Source organism: Crateriforma conspicua (assembly GCF_007752935.1).
Lineage (GTDB): Bacteria > Planctomycetota > Planctomycetia > Pirellulales > Pirellulaceae > Crateriforma > Crateriforma conspicua.
Genome location: NZ_CP036319.1, coordinates 5,489,213 through 5,511,667 on the forward strand (window position 1 = coordinate 5,489,213; position 22,455 = coordinate 5,511,667).

The window sequence follows — 22,455 nt, forward strand, 5'->3', positions numbered from 1 at the left end:
CGTGGGGGCCCTAGCATGGTTACGGCCATCGCCCAGCATTGTCGCAGCCGACGTCGCCGGGTCGCTGCCGTCCTTGGCTCGGCGGGACGGTCCCACCATAATCGCAGGCCCCCGCCCGGCGCCGAACACACCGACGCCGGCCATCGACGCCCGTTCCTTTCACACTTTTTTGCTCCCTACGCCGCAATGTCCACAGCACTGAACAAATACAGTTCACGAATCACCCAACCGAAAAGCCAGGGCGCGTCACAGGCCATGCTGTACGCCACCGGCATGTCGTCCGAAGACATGAACAAGGCACAGGTTGGTATCGCCAGCATGTGGTACGAAGGCAACAGCTGTAACATGCACCTGTTGGACTTGGCGGGCGATGTTAAAGAAGGCGTGGAAAAATCCGGCTTGGTCGGCATGCGTTTCAACACGATCGGCGTCTCCGACGGGATCAGCATGGGCACCGAAGGGATGTCCTACAGTTTGCAAAGCCGTGATCTGATCGCCGATTCGATCGAAACCATCATGGCCGCCCAGTGGTACGACGCGCTGATCGCGCTGCCCGGTTGTGACAAAAACATGCCCGGGTGTCTGATCGCCATGGGCCGATTGAATCGTCCCGCGATCATGGTTTATGGGGGCACCATTCGTCCGGGATCTTACAAGGACGAAAAATTGGACATCGTCAGCGCATTCCAGTGCTATGGCCAATTCATCGCCGGACAGATCAGTGAAGATGAACGCCAAGAAATCGTGCGTCGGTCTTGTCCCGGTGCGGGCGCTTGCGGTGGCATGTACACGGCCAACACGATGGCGACGGCAATCGAAGCCCTGGGGATGTCACTGCCCTATTCGGCCAGCATCCCCGCGGAAGACCCCGACAAAAAAGACGAATGTCACCGCGCCGGCGAAGCGATCCTGGAACTGTTGAAAGCGGATATCAAGCCTCGCGATATCATGACGCGCACAGCGTTTGAAAACGCGATGGTCACCGTCATGGCCTTGGGCGGTTCGACCAACGCCGTTCTGCACTTGATCGCGATGGCCCGCAGCGTTGACGTACCGCTGACCATCGACGATTTCCAAAGCGTTAGCGATCGTGTTCCCTACCTGGCCGACTTGAAGCCCAGCGGCCGGTTCGTCCAAGAAGACCTGCACAGCATCGGCGGCACCCCCGCGGTCATGAAGTATCTGCTGAAAGAAGGGCTGATGGATGGATCGTGCTTGACCGTGACCGGCAAGACGTTGGCGGAGAACTTGGAATCAGTGCCCGGCTTGAAAGAAGGTCAAACGATTGTGCACACGGTTGACGCGCCGATCAAGAAATCGGGCCACCTTCGAATCCTGAAAGGCTCGCTGGCCCCCGAAGGCGCCGTCGCCAAAATCACCGGCAAAGAAGGGCTTCGGTTCAGCGGCCCGGCTCGCTGCTTCGACAGCGAAGAACTGATGCTGGCCGCGTTGGAACAAAAACAAATCCAGAAAGGTGACGTGGTCGTCATCCGCTACGAAGGCCCCAAAGGCGGCCCCGGCATGCCGGAAATGTTGACCCCGACCAGTGCCATCATGGGCGCGGGCTTGGGCAGCGACGTCGCCATGATCACCGACGGTCGCTTTAGCGGCGGCAGCCACGGATTCATCGTCGGGCACGTCACACCGGAAGCCCAAACCGGTGGCCCGATCGGGCTGCTGCAAGACGGTGACGTTGTCACGATCGATGCCGAAACAAATTCGCTGGACGTCGATGTCAGTGAAAAAGAACTGGAAGCACGGCGTGCAAAGTGGCAGGCACCGCCGTTGAAAGCGACTCGTGGCACCCTGCACAAGTACATCAAAAACGTGAAGACCGCCAGCGAAGGCTGTGTGACCGACGAATAGTCGATCACCGGAAGCGGCGAATGCCTAACGTTGCGGCGCAGGGGTCGGTGTCGGCCCCTTGGCCCATTTCAAAAAGGCGTCCACAAAGGCTTCAACCGTGACGCCATAAGCGCCTTGAAAGCCGGATTCGAACGGCTGGCCCGCGTTCATCTGCCGAATCATCGTTTGGAATCCACGGCGTCGCGGCGGTGCCATCATCGCACCGGCCACCGCGATCGATAACGCATCAACCTGCTGGGCGGGCAGACGTTGTTGCAACAAGTCCCCCGCATTCTTGGCGGCAATCGCTGCGTCGCGTTGGGCGGCCAACAATCGACTGCGGCTGTCACGGTCCAGTTTTCGAACACGGTCGTTGGCGATCGATTCGCCCACACCGCCAGCCAGCCACTCCGGCACGTCGGCGGCCCGCGTGGCCATCGCCATGGAAAACAGCGGCCCGGCCAAGCGGCTTCGCAGACCTTCATCATCCAAATCCGGCGTCACCACCAACGACGCGTACGCCAGAATGGCGTCGGAGCGAAAGTGAGAAACCCACTGGGCGGGAATGCTGCGCTGTTCGACCATCTTGGAAAACTCCGCGTACTCGTAGGGCCGCGGAAAAACAAACAACGTCGCGCGGCCACGAAAGTATTCGCCTTTATCCGCCCCGGAAACCGCTGGAATTACCGAACGCACGACTTTCATCTGACCATCGGCCAACTTCCCGATTTCCTGCAACCGCCTTTCGGTCATCGGGCCGATGACCATAAAGTAGTCCGATTCCACCATCGCCACGCCATCGGGTGCAACCATCCGTATGGACTCTTGGGCGTGTTGTCGCCTTCGTTCGTTCCGTTGGTCGGTAGTCGCCGATGATGCCCAAGCCTGCATCGATGCCGTCTTTAAATCTTGGCCGGGACGAATCGCGTCGTCCTTGGCACCTTGGTCGATCCAGCGACTGATCAACTGAATCGAATCTTCGGGAACGCGTGGTCGTCCACCGGGCGGCATCAAATCACCGCCTTCGCCACGCATCCGCAACACCAAACCACTCTCATCGCCGCTGCCGGCGATCACCGTGTCGCCTTCATCGCCCCCACGCATCAATCCGGCAAAGGTATTCATATTCAACCCGCCGCGCACCTGACCGCCGCCGACATGACAACCACCGCAGTGTTCGATCAAAACGGGGGCCACGTCACGAACAAAGGACACCGTGTCGGATTCACCTTCGGCGTCGCCCGTCGCGGAATCACCGGTGCTGCTGGCCATGGCCGGTACGTCGCCGGACGTCGCCATCGCTTCCATCTCTTTTTTTGGCAACGATGACGCCAGCGAAGCGTCGGGGTCCAATTCCGCCCCCGGCAACATGACGACCTCCGGTGCAACCCCCGGTTCTTCTTGCCACCATGCTGTACCATCATCAATGCGAATCGGTGGTACCCGGACGCCTTCCAATTGCAGCATGACGTGTGCGTTTCGCATGCGAGACAACAAATCCGATTCCTGTTCCAGCACCGCTTCGCGCCGGGCGGGTTCCGTTTTGGCAAGTGTCGCCTGCAGGGTGGACGAGGCGGTCACCAATGCTTGACCGGCAGCGACGTATTCACGGTTCCGATAGGCCACCGCGGCCTTTGCCAATTGGTCCTTGGCCGTCGCTAACCCCTCGGGTGCAGACTGGGCGGTGGCATCACCGGCGAAACAAAAAACGACCAGGCATGCCAAAATGCAACGGGTCCCAGACTGTGATGTGATCCGTAAAATCGTCATGAACCACGTTCGAATAATCACGAGAAGCGGACGAAAACTGCAGTTTGTAACGCGAACCGATTCTAATTGTGCTCGACCGAGCCCGTCGAATCCGAACCAGCCCCCCAATCTCCCGATCTTTGTCGGCGTTTCGCCCCACGGCGGATGCAGCGGAAAATCTGCCGGATTTTCCAGTTGCAAATCGAATCCTAATCGTTTCGCCATCACTACGAGCAAGATTGATTCGGTCGCAACGAATGTCCGTCAAGGCGTTGACGATACAACACGCTGCTCCGGCCACTCCTTCGATCAACGCCACCGACCGGCGAGGTCAGCTGAAATCAATACACCAGCCCCCCGAAGCGATCATGACCGATGACCATCGCGTCCGGCAACACACCATTGCCCCAAGGGTGCTGTCGGTCTGGCGAATGACGTTCGGCCTATTCGGTGGACCGGTGATCGTCGTCCTTGCACTCGTCGCCGCCTTGCTGGCTTGGTCACATGATTCAGTGCTGGTCCGGGGGGTGATCGCTGCGGGATCGATCGTCGTGATGGCGACACTGGCTGTTGGCCTGGGTCCAGGCTTGGCACTGATCCAACGATCATGGTCGTATCGCTGGACCGACGACGTGTTTGAATTGGGGCATGGTGTGATCTGGCGACAATCGGTGTCCATTCCCATTTCGCGATTACAACATGTTGATATCCATCGCGGCCCGCTTGAACGGCGGGCCGGCCTGGCCACCTTGGAATTGCACACCGCGGGAACACGCCACGCCAGTCACCGTCTGCCCGGTTTGGAACATGCCGATGCGATCCAGTTGCGAGATGAATTGTTGAAACGGATACGTCATCAAACAGAACGGTCCCATGAATCGGGACGGCCTCATCAATCGGAATGGCCCAGTGACGACGACACCTGACGCCGTTTCCGGCACGAATGATCCACCGCCGGTCATGGCGGCAAAGGCTCAAGCCGATGGATCCCTGCGGTTGCACAACGCAACACTGTGGTTGCCCGTCTTAGAAAACCTTCGACGTTCGCTGGTTCCGCTGGCGGTCGGATGCCTGGTCATGACGCCGCCCGTTGCGATCGGATTCTATGCTTTGTTTTTCGTGGCGCCCGTTGTTCTGTACTTCACGATCCGTTACCTCACGCTAACGTATCAAATCCGCCAAGACGCCTTGGTGATCCACACGGGCTGGCTGGCACGACGCGAACGACGCATTCCTTGGGACCGAGTCCAGGAAGCCAAACAAGAACAAAGTCTGTTCGGTAAGCCTTTGGGTTTGACTCATTTGACGCTAAAGACCGCGGGCAGCGATGACGAAGAAGCCGCGTTGAACGTCATCACGTCCAAGCAAGCCGATGAAATCCGCCACCACATCGTTTCCGGACAGTCGCTTGCACCGGAGAACCAGCCCGCCGCAAGCGTTGCCGACCCAGCAATCACGAGCCACTCGGATTTTGACCAATCCTTGACCACCAAAGAACTATTCCTTGGCGGTTTGACATCGCAGTTGATTGCGGGGATTTTCGGTGTGATGGGTGCCATCGCCTATTTCCAGCTTTCCTGGGGTGGCCCGTTTGACTGGCTGGGCGGGCCAATGGACTGGCTGGAACATGTACCGGCACCGCCGTGGGTCGCGCCCATGGAACAGGCCACCGAAACATTGCGTTCGCAAGTGCCCAGCCTTGGTCCGCTTGACGTCCTGATCGACTTGGTGCTGTCGGAGACCATGTTCAAGAGCGTCACGTTGGCGGTCCTGTCAATGATCGCGGCGACCATCGCGTTTGTCATTCGATACCATGCGTACGAAATTCGCCGCAGCGACGACCGGTTGGTCGTCGCGCACGGGCTGCTGACGCGGCAGGAAAGCAGCCTTTCGCGTCGCCGGATTCAATCATTAAAGCTGGAAGAAAGCCCACTGCGTCGCTGGGCCGGACTGGCGTCAATCCGGGTCGATAATGCGGGCGACCATCGCGAAGTCGACGAGAACAAAAAACGCAGTCTGCTGGTCCCAGCCGCCGAGCGAAACAAAGCAATCGAAATCGCCGAACAGGTCATTGGAGAATTTCCGATCGACCAGCCCGGGTGGCAAAAAGTGTCCTCCAAAGCCATCGGCCGCGGAACACGTTTGGGATGCCTGATCTATGCCGCCGTCCTGGCGCAAATTGCCTCCTGGTCGCTAATCCTGGCCGTCGCTCTGTCACCAGGCTTCGCACTGGTCTACCTATGCAATCGCCAGTGGTATCGGCACACCGGATACCGCATCAGTGACCATAGTGTGATGTATCGCAAAGGCTGGATCAGCCGAGCGACCTTGGGCCTGCCGATCGAAAACATCCAGAATCTGCGAATCAGTCAATCGCCGCTGGATCGTCGCCTAGGCTTGGCCACGCTGTCGATCGATACGGCGGGTCAATCAAACACCGGTGGCGGACCGGTGATCCAAAACTTGACGTTGCTAACAGCCGTCCGATTGCGACGCCGACTGGCCAAGCGGATCGCCGACCAGCCGTTTCGCTGGTGACCATTTTTCAAACCGGACACCAACTTTTCAAGCAACGGAACGTCGCATATCAGCGTTGGCATCAGGTGGCATAGCCGCGAGGATGATCGCGGTGCCACGCCCAAGCAGTTTCAACGATTGATTTGGCGTCGTTGTACTTGGGTTCCCATCCCAACACTTGGCGCGCCATCGACGCATCGGCGACCAATTCGGGCGGATCCCCGGCGCGACGTTCGCCCATTTTTTCCGGAATCGGATGTCCGGTGACTTCGCGACACGCCTCGACAATTTCACGGACGCTTGTGCCCTTGCCGGTCCCCAGATTGACACAAATGCCCTTGCCGGGCTCCAGTTTTTCCAGCGCTTTCAGGTGGGCGTCTCCAAGATCATTGACGTGGATGTAGTCGCGGATGCACGTTCCATCGGGCGTCGGATAGTCGTCGCCAAAGATGGTGATGAATTCACGCTGCCCCAATGCCACCTGCAAGACGATCGGAATGATGTGCGATTCCGGATCGTGATCTTCGCCAATCGTTCCGTCGGGCCGCGCGCCGGCGGCATTGAAATACCGCAGCGCGGCGTAGGCAAACCCGTAGGCAGCGGCGTAATCGGCCAGGGCTTTTTCGATCACCAGCTTGGTGAAGCCGTAAGGGTTGATCGGATTTTGGGGCGTCGTTTCGGGGATCGGGATCGTGTCGGGCTCACCGTAAGTCGCCGTCGTGCTGCTGAAGACGATCTTCTTCACATCGGCTTCGCGCATCGCTTCCAAGAGTTCCAACGCCGCGATCACGTTGTTGCGGTAATACAGCGCCGGATCGTTGACAGATTCATTGACCAGCGCGAACGCGGCGAAGTGCATGACCGCATCGATATGCTTGTCCTTCAATACTTGGACCAGCTTGGCACGATCGGCCACATCACCTTCGACCAACATGCCTGCGGGGACCGCTTCGCTGTGTCCACGTGACAAATTGTCGTAAACCACCACTTGGTGCCCGGCGTCTAGCAGCAGACGGACCGCGTGCGAACCGATATAGCCGGCGCCACCGACAACCAAAACGTTCATTGATTCGACCCGATGTTCGTTCGAGTAAGAAAAGGACTGGCCGCGGATCGATACCAGACGAAGCCGCGGTGGATCGCCATCCATCATCCCGCATCCGCCGGCTTTCGCTAAGGGGACACCACCGCAATACCAAGCGGAAACGCTATTGAGTCGACGATTAACCAAACTGCAGATGCTTCGCCAGGGCGAAGCCCCGAAACCGGCGTCCCCCGCACAGGACACGGTATGCGGCGATTTTTTGGACTATCTGAAGGGCGAATGCCACCTGGCGGCCAACACGATCGACGCCTACGGACGCGACATTCGACTGTTCCTGCAGTGGTTGGGCGGTAAAGACCTGCGGAAAGTACGGGTCGGCCAGCTTTCCGATTTCATGGGCCACCTGCGTGACAAAGGCCAGGCGCCTTCATCGATCGCGCGAACCGTGGTCGCCGTCCGGACGTTTTTCCGCTACCTACAGCTCGAAGGCCGCGTCACCGATAACCCGGCCGAATTGCTGTCCACCCAGAAAATGTGGCAGCGGGTCCCCGGCGTCCTGTCGATTCGTGAAGTCGACGATTTCCTGCGGTCGCCGCGAAAAACGGACACGTTCTGGCAACGTGATCGTGCGATCTTGGAAGTCCTGTACGCGACCGGATGTCGAGCCAGCGAAGTTTGTTCGCTGCGTGTTCGTGACATGTCGCTGAAAGAACGCCACATCAAGGCGCACGGAAAAGGCGGCAAGCAACGCATGGTGCCCATCGGTTCGCGTGCGATTCAGGCCATTGAACTGTATCTCGAACAACTGCGGGGCAAGTTGGCGGCGAAATCTCCGCACCCGCCCGAAGCCTTGTTCTTGTCACGCGGCGGCCGACCGCTGGATCGCATCCAGCTTTGGCGTCTTGTCAAGCTGTACGCACGCCGCGTCGGGATTGATCCCAAAATCAGCCCGCACAGTCTGCGGCACAGCTTTGCCACGCACATGCTGGCCGGCGGCGCGGACCTGCGTCAGGTCCAAGAACTGCTTGGACACGCCAGTATCCAAACGACACAGATTTACACCCATGTCGAACATTCGCGGCTGAAAAAAGTCCACCGACAATTCCATCCCCGTGCCTGACGATCCGCCTCGCTGAACCAGCGGGATCGGTCAGCGTGCGTCAATGATTTCCTTGCCGGCGCGGGTGATCATCTTCTTGAACGTTTCAGTGCCCAATGATTCGTCAAACACCAACACCGCACCGTCGGCCATCAACACTTGAACACCGCCGGGTTCCATTCGTTTGATTCCGGCAAGCGGAGCATCCCAGTCGATTTCGAAATCAACCGGCGCGGTCCAGGGCACGGCGTTTTCCTTGGTCACTTGGACCGCCATGATCGTGTTGCTTAAACCATCCAAACAGTCGCGAAACCGGTTCGGGCCGCCGTGCTTTTGCAACGCTTTGTCATCCACCATCGCGTGGTAAATCGTTTCGCCCGGATCCGTTTCGATATCGGGATCGCGATACACGTCGGGCATCTGGTCGATCAGTTGAATGTTGTGGGGGCTGTCCCACGGTTCGTCCAAATGAAATTGCTCGTACAACGTTTGCTGTTCCACGAAAGGCAAGACCGCGACGCGCCAACTGAGCAACGGCTTGCCGTCTTCGTCGACGATGGCCGGCCCGGGCAACTTGCGGTAGGCGGAATGATAGTTGTGCATCGCCAATCCGATTTGTTTCAGATTGTTTGCCGTGGCAACACGACGCGCCGCATTACGTGCCGCCTGAACAGCCGGTAACAGCAATCCCGTCAGCACACCGACGGCCGCAACGGACACGCCTGATTCGGCTTCGTACAGCAATCGGTCGCCTTCACGCTGGGGCTGCATCATCGCCAGCATGCCGTCGGCCAGTCGCCTTGCGTAAGCCCGTTGTGCCTGACCGATCGGCCCATCGTCATCGACTTCGGCGTCCATTTGTTGAACAAACATGTCACGCGCATTGACGATCGCCTCGTCGACAATGTCCTGCAGTTTTTCCGCGGACCCGTCATCGCTGGCAATCAAACGCAGTTCCGTGTGAAAGGTTGCCTGTTTGGCGGAGACGTTCAACCAGATCGCGTCTAGATAGTTTGGCACTTCAGTCAACCGCCGCATCGGTGGCGGCAAGTCTTCGCCGGCCTGCTGTGCCATCTGCATCGCGATCGGGCGCAACATCAACATGCCAATCCCGATTTCCACCGCGGGCTGGTCCGATGATTCAGTGGCGACCAAATCGGCCAGTTCACCGGTGCCGTCTTCGGCCAAAATCATCGGCTCCAGCATGGTGGGGCTGGCGATCAAAATCGTTTGCGGGTCCAACGCGTGCAGCAGGAAAGGCATCTGCCGATCCCCAAGGGCGTAGACCTGTCGCTGACCCACCATTTGCGGGTCTTCGACCGCCAGTAGTTCCGGATCAATGCCGGCGGGATCAAACGGCTGGGACAATCGAATGACGAATCCCATCGGCGGTGCGCCGCGACCGGCGGGAAAATTCAAGACGAATCGCACGTCCTGAACGCTTCTCAGATCCAGTCCCAATGCTTCTTGCGTCCAAGCCTCGGCGACCTCGATCGGCATCCACTGAAAGATCTCTGATTCCAACAGCAGCTGGGGGCGGATCCGAGCGGTGGCGATGGAGGTCGGTGGCAAGTACGCAGAATCAACTAACGAGCCGCCGGACGCACGTTCATCATCGGATTGAGCATCACAGGTGCCCCCGAACAATGCCATCAAAAGAAACGCTGCCGTGGAAGCAGCTGGCGACAGAATTCGGCAATTCGCCACGGTCGACAAACTCATTCTACGCGTCCTTGGTTAACCGGAAGGTTTGAAAAGGCGGAACCAACGGGCGGCAAAAATCGTCGCAGCATGTGGAAAATTCCGCCACATAAACCGACAAAGATGTCTCGGACTTTTGCCGACGTGACGTATCATAGGGGCTGCGGTCGCCGTCTGCTGATGGCGGAGCGACTTGGTGGCTTATGGACAAGTCACCGGAAAGTCGGCTTGGATCCACCACCGCACCGTAGCCCCCCACGACGCGAATGATCTCCACCACTCGTTTCGAACCCACGCCGACGCTGACGTTCCACGGATCGAAGGTTCAGCAATCGGATTCACGTCTGGTTCAGCATTACGACGATCTGACTCGGGGCAACAAACTCAGTTGGACCGGCCACTACCACCTTCGCCGCATGTTGGGCAAAGGGGGCCAGGGCGAAGTGTACTTGACCGAAGTGCGTGGCACTGACGGCTTCACCGTTCCCGCGGCGATGAAAATCTTCAGCCCCGAACGGTACAAAGACACCCGCAGTTACGAAGACGCGATGGCTCGGGTCGCTTCCATTGCGGCCAAGGTCGCGTTGATCCAAAACGACAACCTTCTGGACGTCCAGAACTTCTTCGAACGCCATCGCATCCGCGTCATGCTGATGGAATGGGTCGACGGCTATGACTTGCGACAACTGATGTCGCCCAAATGTTTGGAACTGCTGCAATCGCGTCTGCCGATCAAGCGATGGCGGTACATCAACGAAGTCATCCTGACCGCCGGCCCGGAACAGTCCCGATTCAAAGCGGGGGTCGCCGTTGCGATCGTCCGCGAATGTTTGGCGGCGCTGGCGGCTTTGCACCGCGAAGGCATGGTCCATGGCGACATCAAGCCTGCCAACATCATGCTGAAACGCAGCGGCCACACCAAGTTGATCGATCTGGGATCCGCGTTTTTCTATGACGACCCGCCCAACGAGCGCGACTGCACGCCGTTGTACGCAGCACCGGAAGTGCTGGAAAACCAGCGTTCCAGTCCCAAAAGCGATTTGGCCAGCATCGGCTATGTTCTGATCGAACTTTTGAGCGGAAAAAATCCTTTCGCAGATGCGACAAAACTTCGCGATCTGTTGGTCGCCAAACGCGAACTTCCCAAGAATCTGCATAAGATTTTGCCCAAGGAAGTTGTGGTGAACGACCTTCTGATGAGCTTTTTGAAGGGTTTGATCGCCTACGACCCCAACAAGCGGTTCCCCAGCGCCGAAGCGGCCGAGCACGTCGATCAGGGGGCCGCGGCCTTCCATCGCCAGCTAATTATCAGCAACATGTCGACAGAGTACGACAATGACATTCGTGTCTGGCTGGAAGAGCTGCGCGAACTGGAAACCGACTAGTGCACCGAAAGCATGGATCAACAACATCTGGACGTCGCCGTTGAAGCCGCCAGGGCCGGGGCGAAGGAACTGATGGCACGCCGCGATGATCGCGTCGTGTCAGAAAAGTCGCCCAAGGACTTGGTGACCGACGCCGATTTGGCATCGCAGCACGCGATACGACAACGATTGCAGGCCGCTTTCCCCGACTATGCCTTTGTCGGTGAAGAGGAAGGCGAAAACGACCCACCTGAATCCGTCCGCCGCGGCGATCCCGATGCGCCGCCTTGCTGGGTGGTCGACCCGCTGGACGGCACCGTGAATTACGTCCACCGTCTGCAAAGCTTCGCGGTTTCGATCGCCCTTTACGCTCGCGGCAAAATGCGGCTGGGCGTCATCCTGGATCCCACCCGCGATGAATTGTTCACCGCCATCGATGGCCAGGGTGCTCAAGCCAACGGTCGCGTGATGGAATCCAGCGACTGTCAGCAAATCGGCAACAGCCTGATCGCTTGCAGCTTCAAAGCCGGCGTTCAATCCGACGATCCGGAAGTCGGACGATTCGTTCGCGTGCTGGAACAATGCCGGTCGCTACGCCGTCTGGGCTCGTGCGCCTTAAACATGTGCTACGTCGCCGACGGTCGCTTGGACGCTTACTGGGCCACCGGTGTCGCCGCTTGGGACAGCGCCGCAGGCACCGTGATCGCACGCGAATCCGGCGCCGTGCTGACGGCGTACAACGGCGACGGATTTGACGACTGGAATCCGAAGTTTGTTGTCGCAGCAAACACATCGTTGCACCAGAGCTTGCTGCCACTGCTGTCGTGACCGCGCTTGCGTGGTCGCTCACGGCCTCCACGCCATTGGCGACCGATCCCACAGTGAAAGACCGGACGGTCGGGGGCGATCAACACCGCCGTGTCTGACGTTCGTCGGGACCGACCATCGATTGGCCGCGACACTCACATCGATAAACAACCTTCGTCGCATGCCTCTTTCACCGAATCGTCATCCATGAACTTTTCTGCCAGCGAACTATCTGCCCGTGCGATGTACCACTGGATGGTCGGGCTGATCACACCGCGTCCGATCGCCTGGGTTTCCACGCGATCATCCGCCGGTCACGTGAACTTAGCCCCGTTCAGTTTTTTCAATGGTGTGGGCGCCAAACCGCCGTGCCTGATGTTCTGTCCCGCGAACAACGACGACGGTTCGCCCAAAGACACCCTGCGTAATTTGACCGAAACCGGCCAGTTCGCCGTCAGCATCGTCAACGAAGCGGTCGTCGACGCGATGAACATGACCGCGGGTGCGTTTGATCACGAAGTCGACGAATACGACGTTGCGAAGATTGAAAAGGCGGACTGCGTGACGATTGATGTCCCTCGCGTGTCCGACGCAATCGCCACGTTCGAATGCGAACTGATGCAAGCGATTCAATTGGGCACCGGACCGGGCGGTGCGAACCTGGTCATCGGGCACATTCGTCACTTGCACGTGGACGACGATCTGGTCGACAGCGGTCGTTTGAAGCTGCGAGACTTGAAAACGGTCGGACGCATGGGCGGACCATTGTACTGCCGCACCAATGACCTGTTCGATCTGGCGCGGCCGTCGCAAGACTAGACGCTGTCGGACGTAGGGCCGGTGACCGGCCGGACGAACCGACCGTGTCGGACCCCTGTTCGCGAATCAGGAGTAGAAACTGTACGCCTGGTTCCGCGGATCGAAATCGGCGTCGGTCAAACCGACGTTCGTTTTCAGGTTCAAATAGGTGTATTCTTCAATCACCTGCAGCGGATCGCCGGCACGTCGTGGCCAGTCATAGGCGACGTAGCGAACCGGCACCTTCAGTTGATCATCGATAAAGATCTGGGCCTGATAGAAAATCAACTCAGGACGTCGCGTCGGCTGTGTGACCTGCAACACAGTACATACGCGATCCTTGACCCGAGCATTGCGGCGGAATTCGCAAGTCACATCGGGGTACTTTCGCGCGGTTTCACCACGTTCGATCAGCTTGACGATCAGGTTTTCGATGCCGACTTCGGTCATCGGATAACGCTGGCCCCGCATTGCCAACATGCCATCGGGCGGAATCGTGACCGTCGGCAAGAACTTGCCTTTGAACCCACCCTCGTGTGCGACCAGATTGCCGTTGTTCTGGCCTTCGACATAGATGACTTCACGGCCTTTGACCGTCGTCGGCTTCAAGAACTGGATGTACACACTTAGCGGCTGGACCACACGTCCGCTGGCAACCTTGCGATTGCGAATCTTGGTGTACATGAATTCCTGTTCGCCGATCGTTCCGCCGACGTTTTCTCGTTTGACCAAGATGGCGGTGTAATCGTTGATGTTTGCCCGACAGGAATCCAGGGCTTCACGAGCCATTTGCAGGGCACGATCCAACGGCTTTGCCGCGTGAAGGACGCCCGCGGACGAGTTGGCGACACGGTGCACCGGTTCAACCAAACCGTTGTTTTCAGCAGCAATCGCGGGCAGTGCGGAACCGCCCGCTGCCACGGCGCCCATGGCGGTCAAGAATTGACGTCGTTGGTATTGCATCCCAGCATCCTTGCGGGTGAAGAATTGTTGGCGTTTCCGATGGGCCCTGGCATCACCGTTTCCGTTGCCATTGGGCCGGTTGCTTTGCACTAGAAATCGAACCCAAGCCCCCAGCTTGTTGACCACATTGCTGGGCACCGGAGCATCCGATTCACGAAGTGCAAACCGCTCAATCCTCGCGTTCGTTACCGGATCTCGTATCGTCGAGACCTTCGGTCAAGATTTGATAGCGATTTGGGGCCCTGGGTGGCCAGAGGAATCCGGACGTTTTCGACGAATCTGATGAAGGAATTCACCTCGCTATCGCGTGAACCACTGATCCCACGGGCTTTCCGAGCGAATTAGTTCACCCGATTCGTTGATGGCTGCCGATAAAAACAACACCGTAGCCTTTGCGCAATCGGCAAAGTCGGCCCCATCGCCTGTCCAAAATGCACACGGATGCCTCATGATTTCGTTGGACACCCGTACCACATTCTTGTCGCCGCGATCCATCGTCGCCGAGCCGTGCTCGTTCGTCTGGATAGGTGCGGTGGCGATTGCGATCCTTCTGACAGACGCCGCGCAATCCACTGCCCAGCATTCGGCGAACCGGGGCTTTGAATCGGCAGCGCAGCACGATGCGACACAGCCATCCGCCTGGCAGCACGCCGATACTTGGCAGCCAACGCCACCCCCACATCGGATCCTGCGTTCACCCGCCAGCCGCTCGACACGCCCCGTGACCGATCCTCATTCGTCGTCTGCCGTCGTTGGCCCCCCACAGTCCATGCCGGGAACACCGCCACCGCCGCAAGTGTCATCGGCCACCCACCACGTGAAACGAGTTTGGGATCACGCGACATCCGGACCTTGGTCCGCATCGGTGAATCGCAAATGGGATGCGATGAACCAGAAACCTGGCCCCGCGATTCCGTCGGCCGCCACCCGACCGGCCTGGAAGACACCCTATTCGTATGGCTATTTCGGTGCCCGCGGATCGCGGCATTGGTCTCGCCAGTACGGCTACCGCGACGGATACAGCCAGTGGACGCTTCGCTAATGCCCAGCGGACGCTTCGCCAAGGCATCGATCCTGGCGATGTTGCATTGGATCGGCTACGTCGGCTGCGCGAATCACAGCGGTGGGAAACGGTAAATCAAGGCCGCTGCGAATCGGGGCGGTTCGCCGAGGAAAAAAATGATCTAGGATGCAGGCAAAACGCAACTTCCTCGGACACCACCATTTCGCTTCATTCGCCCGCCATGAACGCCCCGCAAGCCCAACGACCAGCCCCCGCCCCGGCCGAAAATTCCGTCGTCCCTGAAAACGGATGGCACTGCGGCCATTTCTTCTATCGTTTCGATCGCGATGCGTTACCCGACCGCTTGTCGGATGATCTGGCCCAGCGATTTCGTGAAGCGTTCGCGCCCGCCGAATCGGTTCCCCAACGCCTGGCGTCCTACTGGATCAGTGGTCACGAAGTCGATTTCGGCGTCATGGTCATGGACCCTGATCCCGCGGTGGTGGATTCGATTCACCAGAGATTGCAGTCCGGCGGTCTGGGCAAAGTCATCAAGCCGGCGTGGTCCTTTGTTTCAATCAGCGAGGTCAGCGAATACGTCCCAAGCGTTGAACAATACCGCGAACGACTGATCCGCGAAGGAACACAACCTGATGCACCGGAGTTGGCGGCAAAAGTCGCCGCTTATGAAAGACGGTTGCCGATGATGAATCAGCAACGCTTGAAACCGGAGATCCCGGATTGGCCTGCGGCGTGCTTTTACCCGATGAACAAGAGCCGTGTCCCTGGGGCGAATTGGTTCAGCGAACCGTTCAGCCGGCGCAATGCCATGATGGCGCAGCACGCACAAAGCGGGATCGCCTTTGCCAACCGGGTCAGCCAATTGATCAGCGTCGGCGTCGGGCTGGATGATTGGGAATGGATGGTCACGCTTTGGGCCCGCAACCCGCAATTCTTGAAAGATATCGTCTATCAAATGCGTTTCGACGAAGCGAGCGCCAAGTACGCGGAATTCGGTCCCTTTTACGTCGGCTATCAAGCGGACGCCGACGCCATCATGCGACATTGCCGGGTTGCCCCGACGACACCCTAATCCGGTCGCCCCAAGCCACCATCCATGTCGCCAGACGATTCCAACGATGCCGATGCCGCTTCGCCGAATGCATCCGCTGCGACCGGCGAACCGATCGGGGCGCCACCCGTCGAAACCGATTCGCTCCAGCGACGTTCGTGGCCGCGGCGGGCCTTGAATCGATTGGAAATCGACCGGGCGACATTTTTTGCGATGTCTGCCCGGTACTGGAAATTGGTGGCCGGCCCGATCACGGTTTTGTTGATCGCGCGCTACTTTTCGCCGGAGGTCCAGGGCTACTTCTACATGTTCAACACGGTTCTGGGATTTCAAACCTACTTTGAGATTTCGATCCCACAGGCGATCGTGATGAACACCAGCCACTTGTGGTCCAAACTGCAGTGGTCCACGGACGGAGGTTTGACCGGTGACGCCGGTGCGTTGGCACGCTTGGGCAGTCTGTTGCGAACGGCGGCGGCCGCCTTTGCCGCGTTGGCGGTGGTGTCAGGGATCACCTTGGCCGCGGTCGGTATTTGGATGTTTTCGCGCGCCGAGTCGTCCGACCAAATTGACTGGTTTTTCCCTTGGCTGGGCCTCGTCGGGTTTGCGGTCCTGACGTTCGCTTTGACTCCCTTTCTGTCGGTGTTGGAAGGGTGCCATCAGGTGCGACCGGTGTACCGGATGCACCTGACGCGAGAAATCGTCGGCAACCTTGTGGTTTGGGGGACCATGGCCGCAGGCGCCAATTTATGGGTCCCCGTATTTGTGATGGCCGTTCGGCTGTTGATCGAAATCGGCTTGCTGATCGGCAGCTATCGCAGACTGTTTGGAACCCTATGGCACGCGCCACGAACCGATTCGCTGGATTGGCGTTTGGAAGTCATGCCCTTTCAAATTCGCTTGTTTTTGAAAGGGGTCTTCGCATTCCTGCGGTCCGACCTGATGCACGTCTTGGTTTTCAACCTGCAGGGCCCCGTCGTTGGCGGGCAAATGGGTTTGACTTGGACGATTTTGTCCTCCATCCGTAACGCCTGTTCGTCTTGGGTTCGAACACGTGTGCCCCAATTGGGAACACTGATCCAGAAACGGGATTGGAACGAAGCCGACCGAATCCTGTTCCGCGTCGGCAGGATCGCCGTCGTCGTGATGACGGCGTTGGTTCTGGCAGTCGTCGCGGTGATCGTGCTGATGAACGCCGGTGCCCTTCACATCGCCGACCGATTTTTAGGTCCGGCGCCGACCTTCTTCCTGGCGATCGGCCTGGTCGCGGCGTTGATCAAAGAATTCCAGTGGTTGTATCTGCATGCCCACGGCCGATCACCGTACTTGGGATTCAGCGTGGTCGGCAGTCTGGTTTGCGGCGTGGTGATCGTCGCGGCGGTGATGTCGCATGGTGCCACCGGCGCGGCTGTCGCTTTTGCTTTGCTTCAAGCGATCTTTCTACTGCCGCTATCGACCTGGGCGTTTGGCCATTTGCGACGCCAATGGCACAACGACGATGCATCCGCCGCCACGAGCGTCACGTCGACCGCGACCGGCGTTTGATATTCTGAATCAACGCCGATCATTGTTGCCTTCTGCTGGGCAAATCGATGCTTCGCTTCGCTGCTTTGATGGATTGTCAGGCGACGATCCAAAACGACAGACCGCTTACAGATTTTTGACTCGCAGGTTCCGGAAATACGCTTTGCTGTCCGGATCGTGAGCTTGCAGGGCAAAAGTGCCTTCGCCCAAACGACGTTCAAAGCTATCGCTGAAAGCTTCCTGGTCACTGGGTTCGGTGTACTGAACCATGACTTTTCCGTTGACTTTCAACGTGATTTCTTTACCGCGAACGATGATTTCTTGCGTGTACCATTCGTTGTCTTTCAAACCTGGATCGTCGACGTTTTTGACGCTGTACAGCGAACTGGTCTTCTTGGGATCCTTGTGCGTGATGTTGACCTGGCATTCGTAGCCATACTTTGGCCAACCGCTCGGCTGGTACTTGGTGTGAAAGTAGATCCCGGAATTGCTTCCGGGCGTCGTCATGACCTCCGCCTTGAAATGAAAGTCTTTGAAGGGTGCCAATTCGCCGACGTAAAACAAGTGGGCTCTGGGGCCTTCGCAAACCAACTTGCCGTCTTCCACCTTCCAAGAATCTGGATTCTCCTCCGACACCTTCCAACCATCCAGCGACTGGCCGTCAAACAGGGCAACGAAACCTTCATCGGATCCGGAGGGTGAGTCCGCCGAGGCGGGGACAGCAGCGACGACGCACGATGCAATGACCAGACCGGCCAAACAGACTTTCGACATGGGGGGGCACCTAAAGGCGGGCGGTGAAGGGGGCAGGAAACGAAGGGTCGATGCCGCGGAAAAAACGAATCGACCGACGCTCAGATTCGCCACAGTCTACATGAAAACAAAAAACGCTTGTTCCGACATGGAACAAGCGTTTCGTTGATTCAAATGATGACCGGTGGTCCGGCGATGGCGATCTTACAGACCGGCGTCGGTGGCGGGCAATTTGCCGGCCTTGATTTTTTCAGCGAAGACTTCGCCGTCGCTGGATTTCTTCTCGCCAGCCTTTTTGAAGCCTTCGACCATCTTCTTCTTGGCTTCTTCCGGTTTTTCCTTCAGGTAGTCCTTGGGGAAATCCTCTTTCTTCAAAAATTCATGGATCGCTTTGCCGTATTCGTTGCGGACTTCCTTTTTCTTGGGGTGGCCCTTGATATGGCAGACGTAGCAACCGGCCTTTCGCGCCGTCTTCACGAAATCGGCGTCGACGTCGTCACCGGCCAAGTAGGCTTCTTTCCAAGCCCGAGCGAAATCGCTGGTGGCCGAGGCGGGCGCGGCAAAGGTAAAAACGCAAGCCACGGCGGCAATGCCGGCAAGCCACGAAACAGAACGATGCATCAACAAATCTCCGACGGTGTGTAGCAAGGCTGAGATCATCATCGATCGAGATCTCGGAAGGACCGCACTATTAACCCTTAAAGGTTGGCAAAAGTCAAATCTTGCCCCTCAGTCGTCGACCGATCTTCGATGCAAACTCCAGAAATTCTGAATCAGGGGACTGCAAAATCGAAAGCTCGTCGGTCGTCGACCGCGGGCGTAGGAAAAAATACCTCAGTCCCAGGCGATCGGCGGCAAAGGCGGCAATGTTTGTAAATCAAAGCCGCTCAGGATCGATCCGTCCTGACGAAAATCCTCGCTCAATAATTCGCTCGGCGGCCGCGTCGGCAACGGGAACACCGACCAACGGACCGACCACAGCGGATCCTTTTCGCTCGACCAGTCCTCGGGTTCTTCTGCGATCATCGTGTCCAATCGAATCTGCCTTGGCGGCTGGTTGATCTCGCCGATCGAAACCAACGGATCTTCCAATGCTGTCGCCTGAGGATACACGTACGCGTTGGCTTGGCCTCGAGTCTGGATCAGTGACTTGATGGACGCGGACGGGTCGATGCCGCGAATTTCGAAATGCGGAACCCCCGTACGCTGCAGAAAAACGCAGCGATCGGCCTGGCGTTTTAACGTCACCGGATACGATTCGACGAAACCCATCCGCGCCCGGTAAAAGCCTTCGGGGATCGAAGCGGTCAGCCGGCTGATTTCCACCTGCATCGCCGGCGTGGTAGCCGACGGCGGTTCGGCGGCCCCCACGCAATCCATGAAGCGTTGCGACACGGCCAAGAATCCATTGTTCCACTTCAACTGCAATTCCGCAGCATCGCTCAAGTGCAACAAGGTCATCTCACCGCGTATCGCCACATTCTCCATCTCAATGGCGACCAACGGCAGCGTCGGACTTTCAACGGTGACCGTCTCGTCCGAATCCGGCATTGCCGCAAACGATTCTTCAGAATCCGCATTGACCTCCATCGCATAGACGTGATCGTGACGCGATGAATTGCGAACCGTGACCGTGCAGTCGGTCATTCGAAACATGCGGTTGGCACCGACGGAGAACAACGTTCCCCCATCCGCTTCGGTGGCGCCGACGTCCCAAAAGAAATCGATCCCATCCCACTCGGTGCGTCGGTCGCCGACGTCAATCAACTGAGACCGCTGCATCGAAAGGTCTTCGTCCGCCTGGACCCACAACAAGGTGCGATCCACGACGGACACGATCTGCATCGAATCGACGGGCACTCGGATCGGTCCGGTCCGAATCACCTTGGCTGCCAACTCGATTCGATCCAGTCGATGCACCCTGGCTAAATCAAACGCGTCTGAAAGTGAATTGACATAAGCCACCCCTTCGACGGTCACTTCGCGCAGATTCAATCCGGGATAGGGATTGTCCAACTGGTCGATGACCCTTGCGATCAATGGCGGGGCGATTTCCATCGGCAAGGCCAGCTTGCCGTCGGGCAGGGCGGTGCCCAACGATGGCGGCGATCGATCGGCCGGCGGTTTCGTCGTGGCAACGCTGGGGACATCAATGCCTGCGGCGGTTTCCGACGGCGACGTATCCGCATCACCGACCGCACCGGGCATCGCGACGGAATCCGAAACAGCGGCCCCGGGTGCATCGGCCACGCGTCCGGTGACAGCAGCACCGTCGGCGCTACCCGATGGATCATCGATCACTTCGAAACCGTTGGTCGCGGGCGGACCTGGCGGATCGATGGGAGTATCTGGATTTCGCGTGCCTGATGGCGATGCCGTGCGGGTGTCGCCAGATGCTGGCTGCCGTTGATCACCCATCGGCGAACGTCTCGCCGGGGGAATCGCGTCCGATTCGGTCACCATGCCGATGCGATCCGGCATTTGAATCTGCAATTCGTTGTCGCGCAGTCGCGAATCGATTTGCAACCACAAAGCAACCGCCAACAAAACCACGACCGCGACGCCCCAGGGCAGAAACTGTCGAATCGCGGGTGTCCAAAGTCCTTCGCTGCTGGGTAGCGGGCGTGCAATGGACAGGGAACGCTTCAAGCCTTCGCGCGCGGCGACCTCCTGTAAATCGGCGATCAAATCGGTAACGTTTTGGTAACGATCGCCCGGCGACTTGGCCAACATTTTCTGCAAGACCAACACCAAGTCATCGCTTGCATCTTGTCGCAGTGATCGAGGGTCCGGTGGCGGCGCATTGCCATGGCTTAGCAACTTTTGCAGCATCGTACCGCCGGGGTAGGGCGGTTGCCCCGTGATCATGAAGTACAGCGTACAGCCGAGCGAATAGATATCGCTGCGGACATCGGCATCGCGTGGGTCAAGTGCTTGTTCCGGCGAAATGTAGTCGAACGTCCCCAGGGTGACACCGCTGGCGGTCATGTCTTCGCTTAGTTCGACGTTCTCACTGCGGGCCAGGCCCATGTCGACAAGCTTGATCTGTTCATCCGCGTTGATGACGACATTGGACGGTTTGATGTCACGGTGCACGATGCCACGTTCGGCTGCGTGTCCGATCGCCCCGGCCAATTGGCACGTCGCAAACACGGCGTCGTCGATACTGAAAGGTCCATCGCGTATCACCCGATCGCGAATATTGGTCCCTTGGACGAATTCGAAAACGATGTAGTTCCAGTGATCGACCTGGCCGACATCAAAGACCCGAGCGATGTTCGGATGGTCCAACTTGGCCGCGCTCTGCGCCTCGTTGCGAAACCGACGTCCGAGATCGACGTCGTCACCAACAAAAGGAATCACCTTGATTGCGACGACGCGATCCAGGTGTTCGTCGCGAGCCCGAAAGACCGCGCCCATCCCACCGCCACCGATCAGTTCCTGCAGGTGAAAATGGTTCAGGTTTTGTCCCGACAAGACCTTGGCCACCGATGCCGGGGATCGGTCGATGTTGCCACCAGACAGGGCACCGCCGGAAGCCGCACCGCCGGCCGATGCGCTGAAGCCGGAGGCACGCCCGACCGATGAACCACGAATCACCGTTTGCGCTTCTTCGGACACCAAGTCATCCGGCCCCGAGGACGATGGATTCCCAGGTGCGTCCTTCGGGCGAAGTGCCGAATCCCGCCGGTGGACCGTCGATGCGTTCGGCTGGATCGAATCGTCTTTGGACACGATTGGGGGCGGTCCCGACCGGGGGTTCAGTGGGGCGATGAAAAAGGACCGGTGTTCGAAAGCAACCAGCGACACAGGACAACAAGCGGCAACGGACACCTGCGTCGGCAAACACACGGTTGAAAAGCGTGATGGTTCTGCACCGGCGATCGTGTGATTGGCCCACCGTGGTGCCCGCGTTCCTATGCACACGAACCGTCGATCCGTTCACGGTAGTCCTGTACCGAAAGACCGTCAACAAATCGCCACCGTCTTGGAATACGATAGCCCGACGACCGGTACAACCGTCACAGCCAGACTGCTTTCCCGCCCACGAGTTGCCCCCCGTGAATCAATCCCGCCGCCCCCACCGCATCGTCCGCCGCAAAACACGCGTCCCAGTGAGGGCATCGCGTGCAACCTTTTCGGCCCCCCACCGTTCCCCACGTTCGGCATCCCACACGTTTCACCTAGTAGAGGAATGTCTGTCCCACCTCCGCC

Annotated in this window: 17 protein-coding genes; 10 read left to right on the forward strand and 7 right to left on the reverse strand. The window is 58.5% G+C overall.

Annotation, left to right across the window (positions count from 1 at the left end; all coding sequences use genetic code 11):
* Window positions 1-186 precede the first annotated feature (186 nt).
* Window positions 187-1,866, forward strand: a complete 1,680-nt coding sequence (ilvD, locus tag Mal65_RS20040) for a dihydroxy-acid dehydratase (protein WP_145301701.1) — start codon at window positions 187-189, stop codon at window positions 1,864-1,866.
* Window positions 1,867-1,890: 24 nt separating this feature from the next.
* Here the strand turns inward: ilvD and Mal65_RS20045 are convergent, their stop codons facing one another.
* Entirely contained in the window at window positions 1,891-3,615 is a 1,725-nt protein-coding gene (locus Mal65_RS20045; RefSeq protein ID WP_165701406.1) for a c-type cytochrome domain-containing protein, read from the reverse strand.
* A gap of 347 nt (window positions 3,616-3,962) precedes the next feature.
* Between Mal65_RS20045 and Mal65_RS20050 the strand changes: the two genes are divergently transcribed.
* Both Mal65_RS20050 and Mal65_RS20055 read left to right on the forward strand, forming a co-directional pair.
* The gene (locus Mal65_RS20050; RefSeq protein WP_165701407.1) at window positions 3,963-4,520 is read left to right on the forward strand and encodes a PH domain-containing protein; all 558 of its coding nucleotides are present in this window, start codon (window positions 3,963-3,965) and stop codon (window positions 4,518-4,520) included.
* Window positions 4,504-6,132, forward strand: a complete 1,629-nt coding sequence (locus tag Mal65_RS20055; RefSeq protein ID WP_165701408.1) for a PH domain-containing protein — start codon at window positions 4,504-4,506, stop codon at window positions 6,130-6,132. The genes Mal65_RS20050 and Mal65_RS20055 overlap by 17 nt, the downstream gene beginning before the upstream one ends.
* Before the next feature lie 61 nt (window positions 6,133-6,193).
* Here Mal65_RS20055 and galE read toward each other — a convergent pair whose 3' ends face one another.
* Complete coding sequence (gene galE, locus Mal65_RS20060; RefSeq protein WP_174820190.1) at window positions 6,194-7,177, reverse strand: UDP-glucose 4-epimerase GalE; 984 nt, start codon at window positions 7,175-7,177, stop codon at window positions 6,194-6,196.
* A gap of 145 nt (window positions 7,178-7,322) precedes the next feature.
* Between galE and xerD the strand changes: the two genes are divergently transcribed.
* Window positions 7,323-8,276 (forward strand): site-specific tyrosine recombinase XerD, encoded by a 954-nt coding sequence (gene xerD, locus Mal65_RS20065; protein ID WP_145301715.1) that lies wholly within the window; start codon window positions 7,323-7,325, stop codon window positions 8,274-8,276.
* 30 nt (window positions 8,277-8,306) lie between these two features.
* On the opposite strand, the gene Mal65_RS20070 is transcribed toward xerD, so the two are convergent.
* Window positions 8,307-9,977, reverse strand: coding sequence for a DUF1559 family PulG-like putative transporter (locus tag Mal65_RS20070; protein WP_145301718.1), 1,671 nt, complete (start codon window positions 9,975-9,977; stop codon window positions 8,307-8,309).
* 245 nt (window positions 9,978-10,222) lie between these two features.
* Here Mal65_RS20070 and Mal65_RS20075 point away from each other — a divergent pair, with 245 nt between their 5' ends.
* The 3 genes from Mal65_RS20075 to Mal65_RS20085 all read left to right on the forward strand — a co-directional run bounded on the left by Mal65_RS20075 (window position 10,223) and on the right by Mal65_RS20085 (window position 12,946).
* Window positions 10,223-11,341: a serine/threonine-protein kinase gene (locus Mal65_RS20075; protein WP_145301721.1), complete on the forward strand. Its 1,119-nt coding sequence runs from the start codon at window positions 10,223-10,225 to the stop codon at window positions 11,339-11,341.
* A gap of 12 nt (window positions 11,342-11,353) precedes the next feature.
* The gene (locus Mal65_RS20080) at window positions 11,354-12,148 is read left to right on the forward strand and encodes an inositol monophosphatase family protein (protein WP_145301724.1); all 795 of its coding nucleotides are present in this window, start codon (window positions 11,354-11,356) and stop codon (window positions 12,146-12,148) included.
* A 186-nt stretch (window positions 12,149-12,334) separates the two neighbouring features.
* Window positions 12,335-12,946, forward strand: a complete 612-nt coding sequence (locus tag Mal65_RS20085; RefSeq protein WP_145301727.1) for a flavin reductase family protein — start codon at window positions 12,335-12,337, stop codon at window positions 12,944-12,946.
* Window positions 12,947-13,012: 66 nt separating this feature from the next.
* Here Mal65_RS20085 and Mal65_RS20090 read toward each other — a convergent pair whose 3' ends face one another.
* Complete coding sequence (locus tag Mal65_RS20090; RefSeq protein WP_145301730.1) at window positions 13,013-13,888, reverse strand: DUF1571 domain-containing protein; 876 nt, start codon at window positions 13,886-13,888, stop codon at window positions 13,013-13,015.
* Window positions 13,889-14,705: 817 nt separating this feature from the next.
* Between Mal65_RS20090 and Mal65_RS26665 the strand changes: the two genes are divergently transcribed.
* The 3 genes from Mal65_RS26665 to Mal65_RS20100 all read left to right on the forward strand — a co-directional run bounded on the left by Mal65_RS26665 (window position 14,706) and on the right by Mal65_RS20100 (window position 17,508).
* Window positions 14,706-14,930: a hypothetical protein gene (locus Mal65_RS26665; RefSeq protein WP_165701409.1), complete on the forward strand. Its 225-nt coding sequence runs from the start codon at window positions 14,706-14,708 to the stop codon at window positions 14,928-14,930.
* A gap of 202 nt (window positions 14,931-15,132) precedes the next feature.
* Complete coding sequence (gene hemQ, locus Mal65_RS20095) at window positions 15,133-15,984, forward strand: hydrogen peroxide-dependent heme synthase (protein ID WP_145301732.1); 852 nt, start codon at window positions 15,133-15,135, stop codon at window positions 15,982-15,984.
* A gap of 24 nt (window positions 15,985-16,008) precedes the next feature.
* Window positions 16,009-17,508 carry a polysaccharide biosynthesis protein gene (locus tag Mal65_RS20100; protein ID WP_145301735.1) on the forward strand — a complete coding sequence of 500 codons (1,500 nt, stop codon included), beginning with the start codon at window positions 16,009-16,011 and terminating at the stop codon, window positions 17,506-17,508.
* Between the two features lie 105 nt (window positions 17,509-17,613).
* On the opposite strand, the gene Mal65_RS20105 is transcribed toward Mal65_RS20100, so the two are convergent.
* The 3 genes from Mal65_RS20105 to Mal65_RS20115 all read right to left on the reverse strand — a co-directional run bounded on the left by Mal65_RS20105 (window position 17,614) and on the right by Mal65_RS20115 (window position 21,975).
* Entirely contained in the window at window positions 17,614-18,261 is a 648-nt protein-coding gene (locus tag Mal65_RS20105; RefSeq protein ID WP_145301738.1) for a 3-keto-disaccharide hydrolase, read from the reverse strand.
* 183 nt (window positions 18,262-18,444) lie between these two features.
* Window positions 18,445-18,861 (reverse strand): hypothetical protein, encoded by a 417-nt coding sequence (locus Mal65_RS20110; RefSeq protein WP_145301741.1) that lies wholly within the window; start codon window positions 18,859-18,861, stop codon window positions 18,445-18,447.
* A 213-nt stretch (window positions 18,862-19,074) separates the two neighbouring features.
* Window positions 19,075-21,975 carry a serine/threonine-protein kinase gene (locus Mal65_RS20115; protein ID WP_145301743.1) on the reverse strand — a complete coding sequence of 967 codons (2,901 nt, stop codon included), beginning with the start codon at window positions 21,973-21,975 and terminating at the stop codon, window positions 19,075-19,077.
* Window positions 21,976-22,455 lie beyond the last annotated feature (480 nt).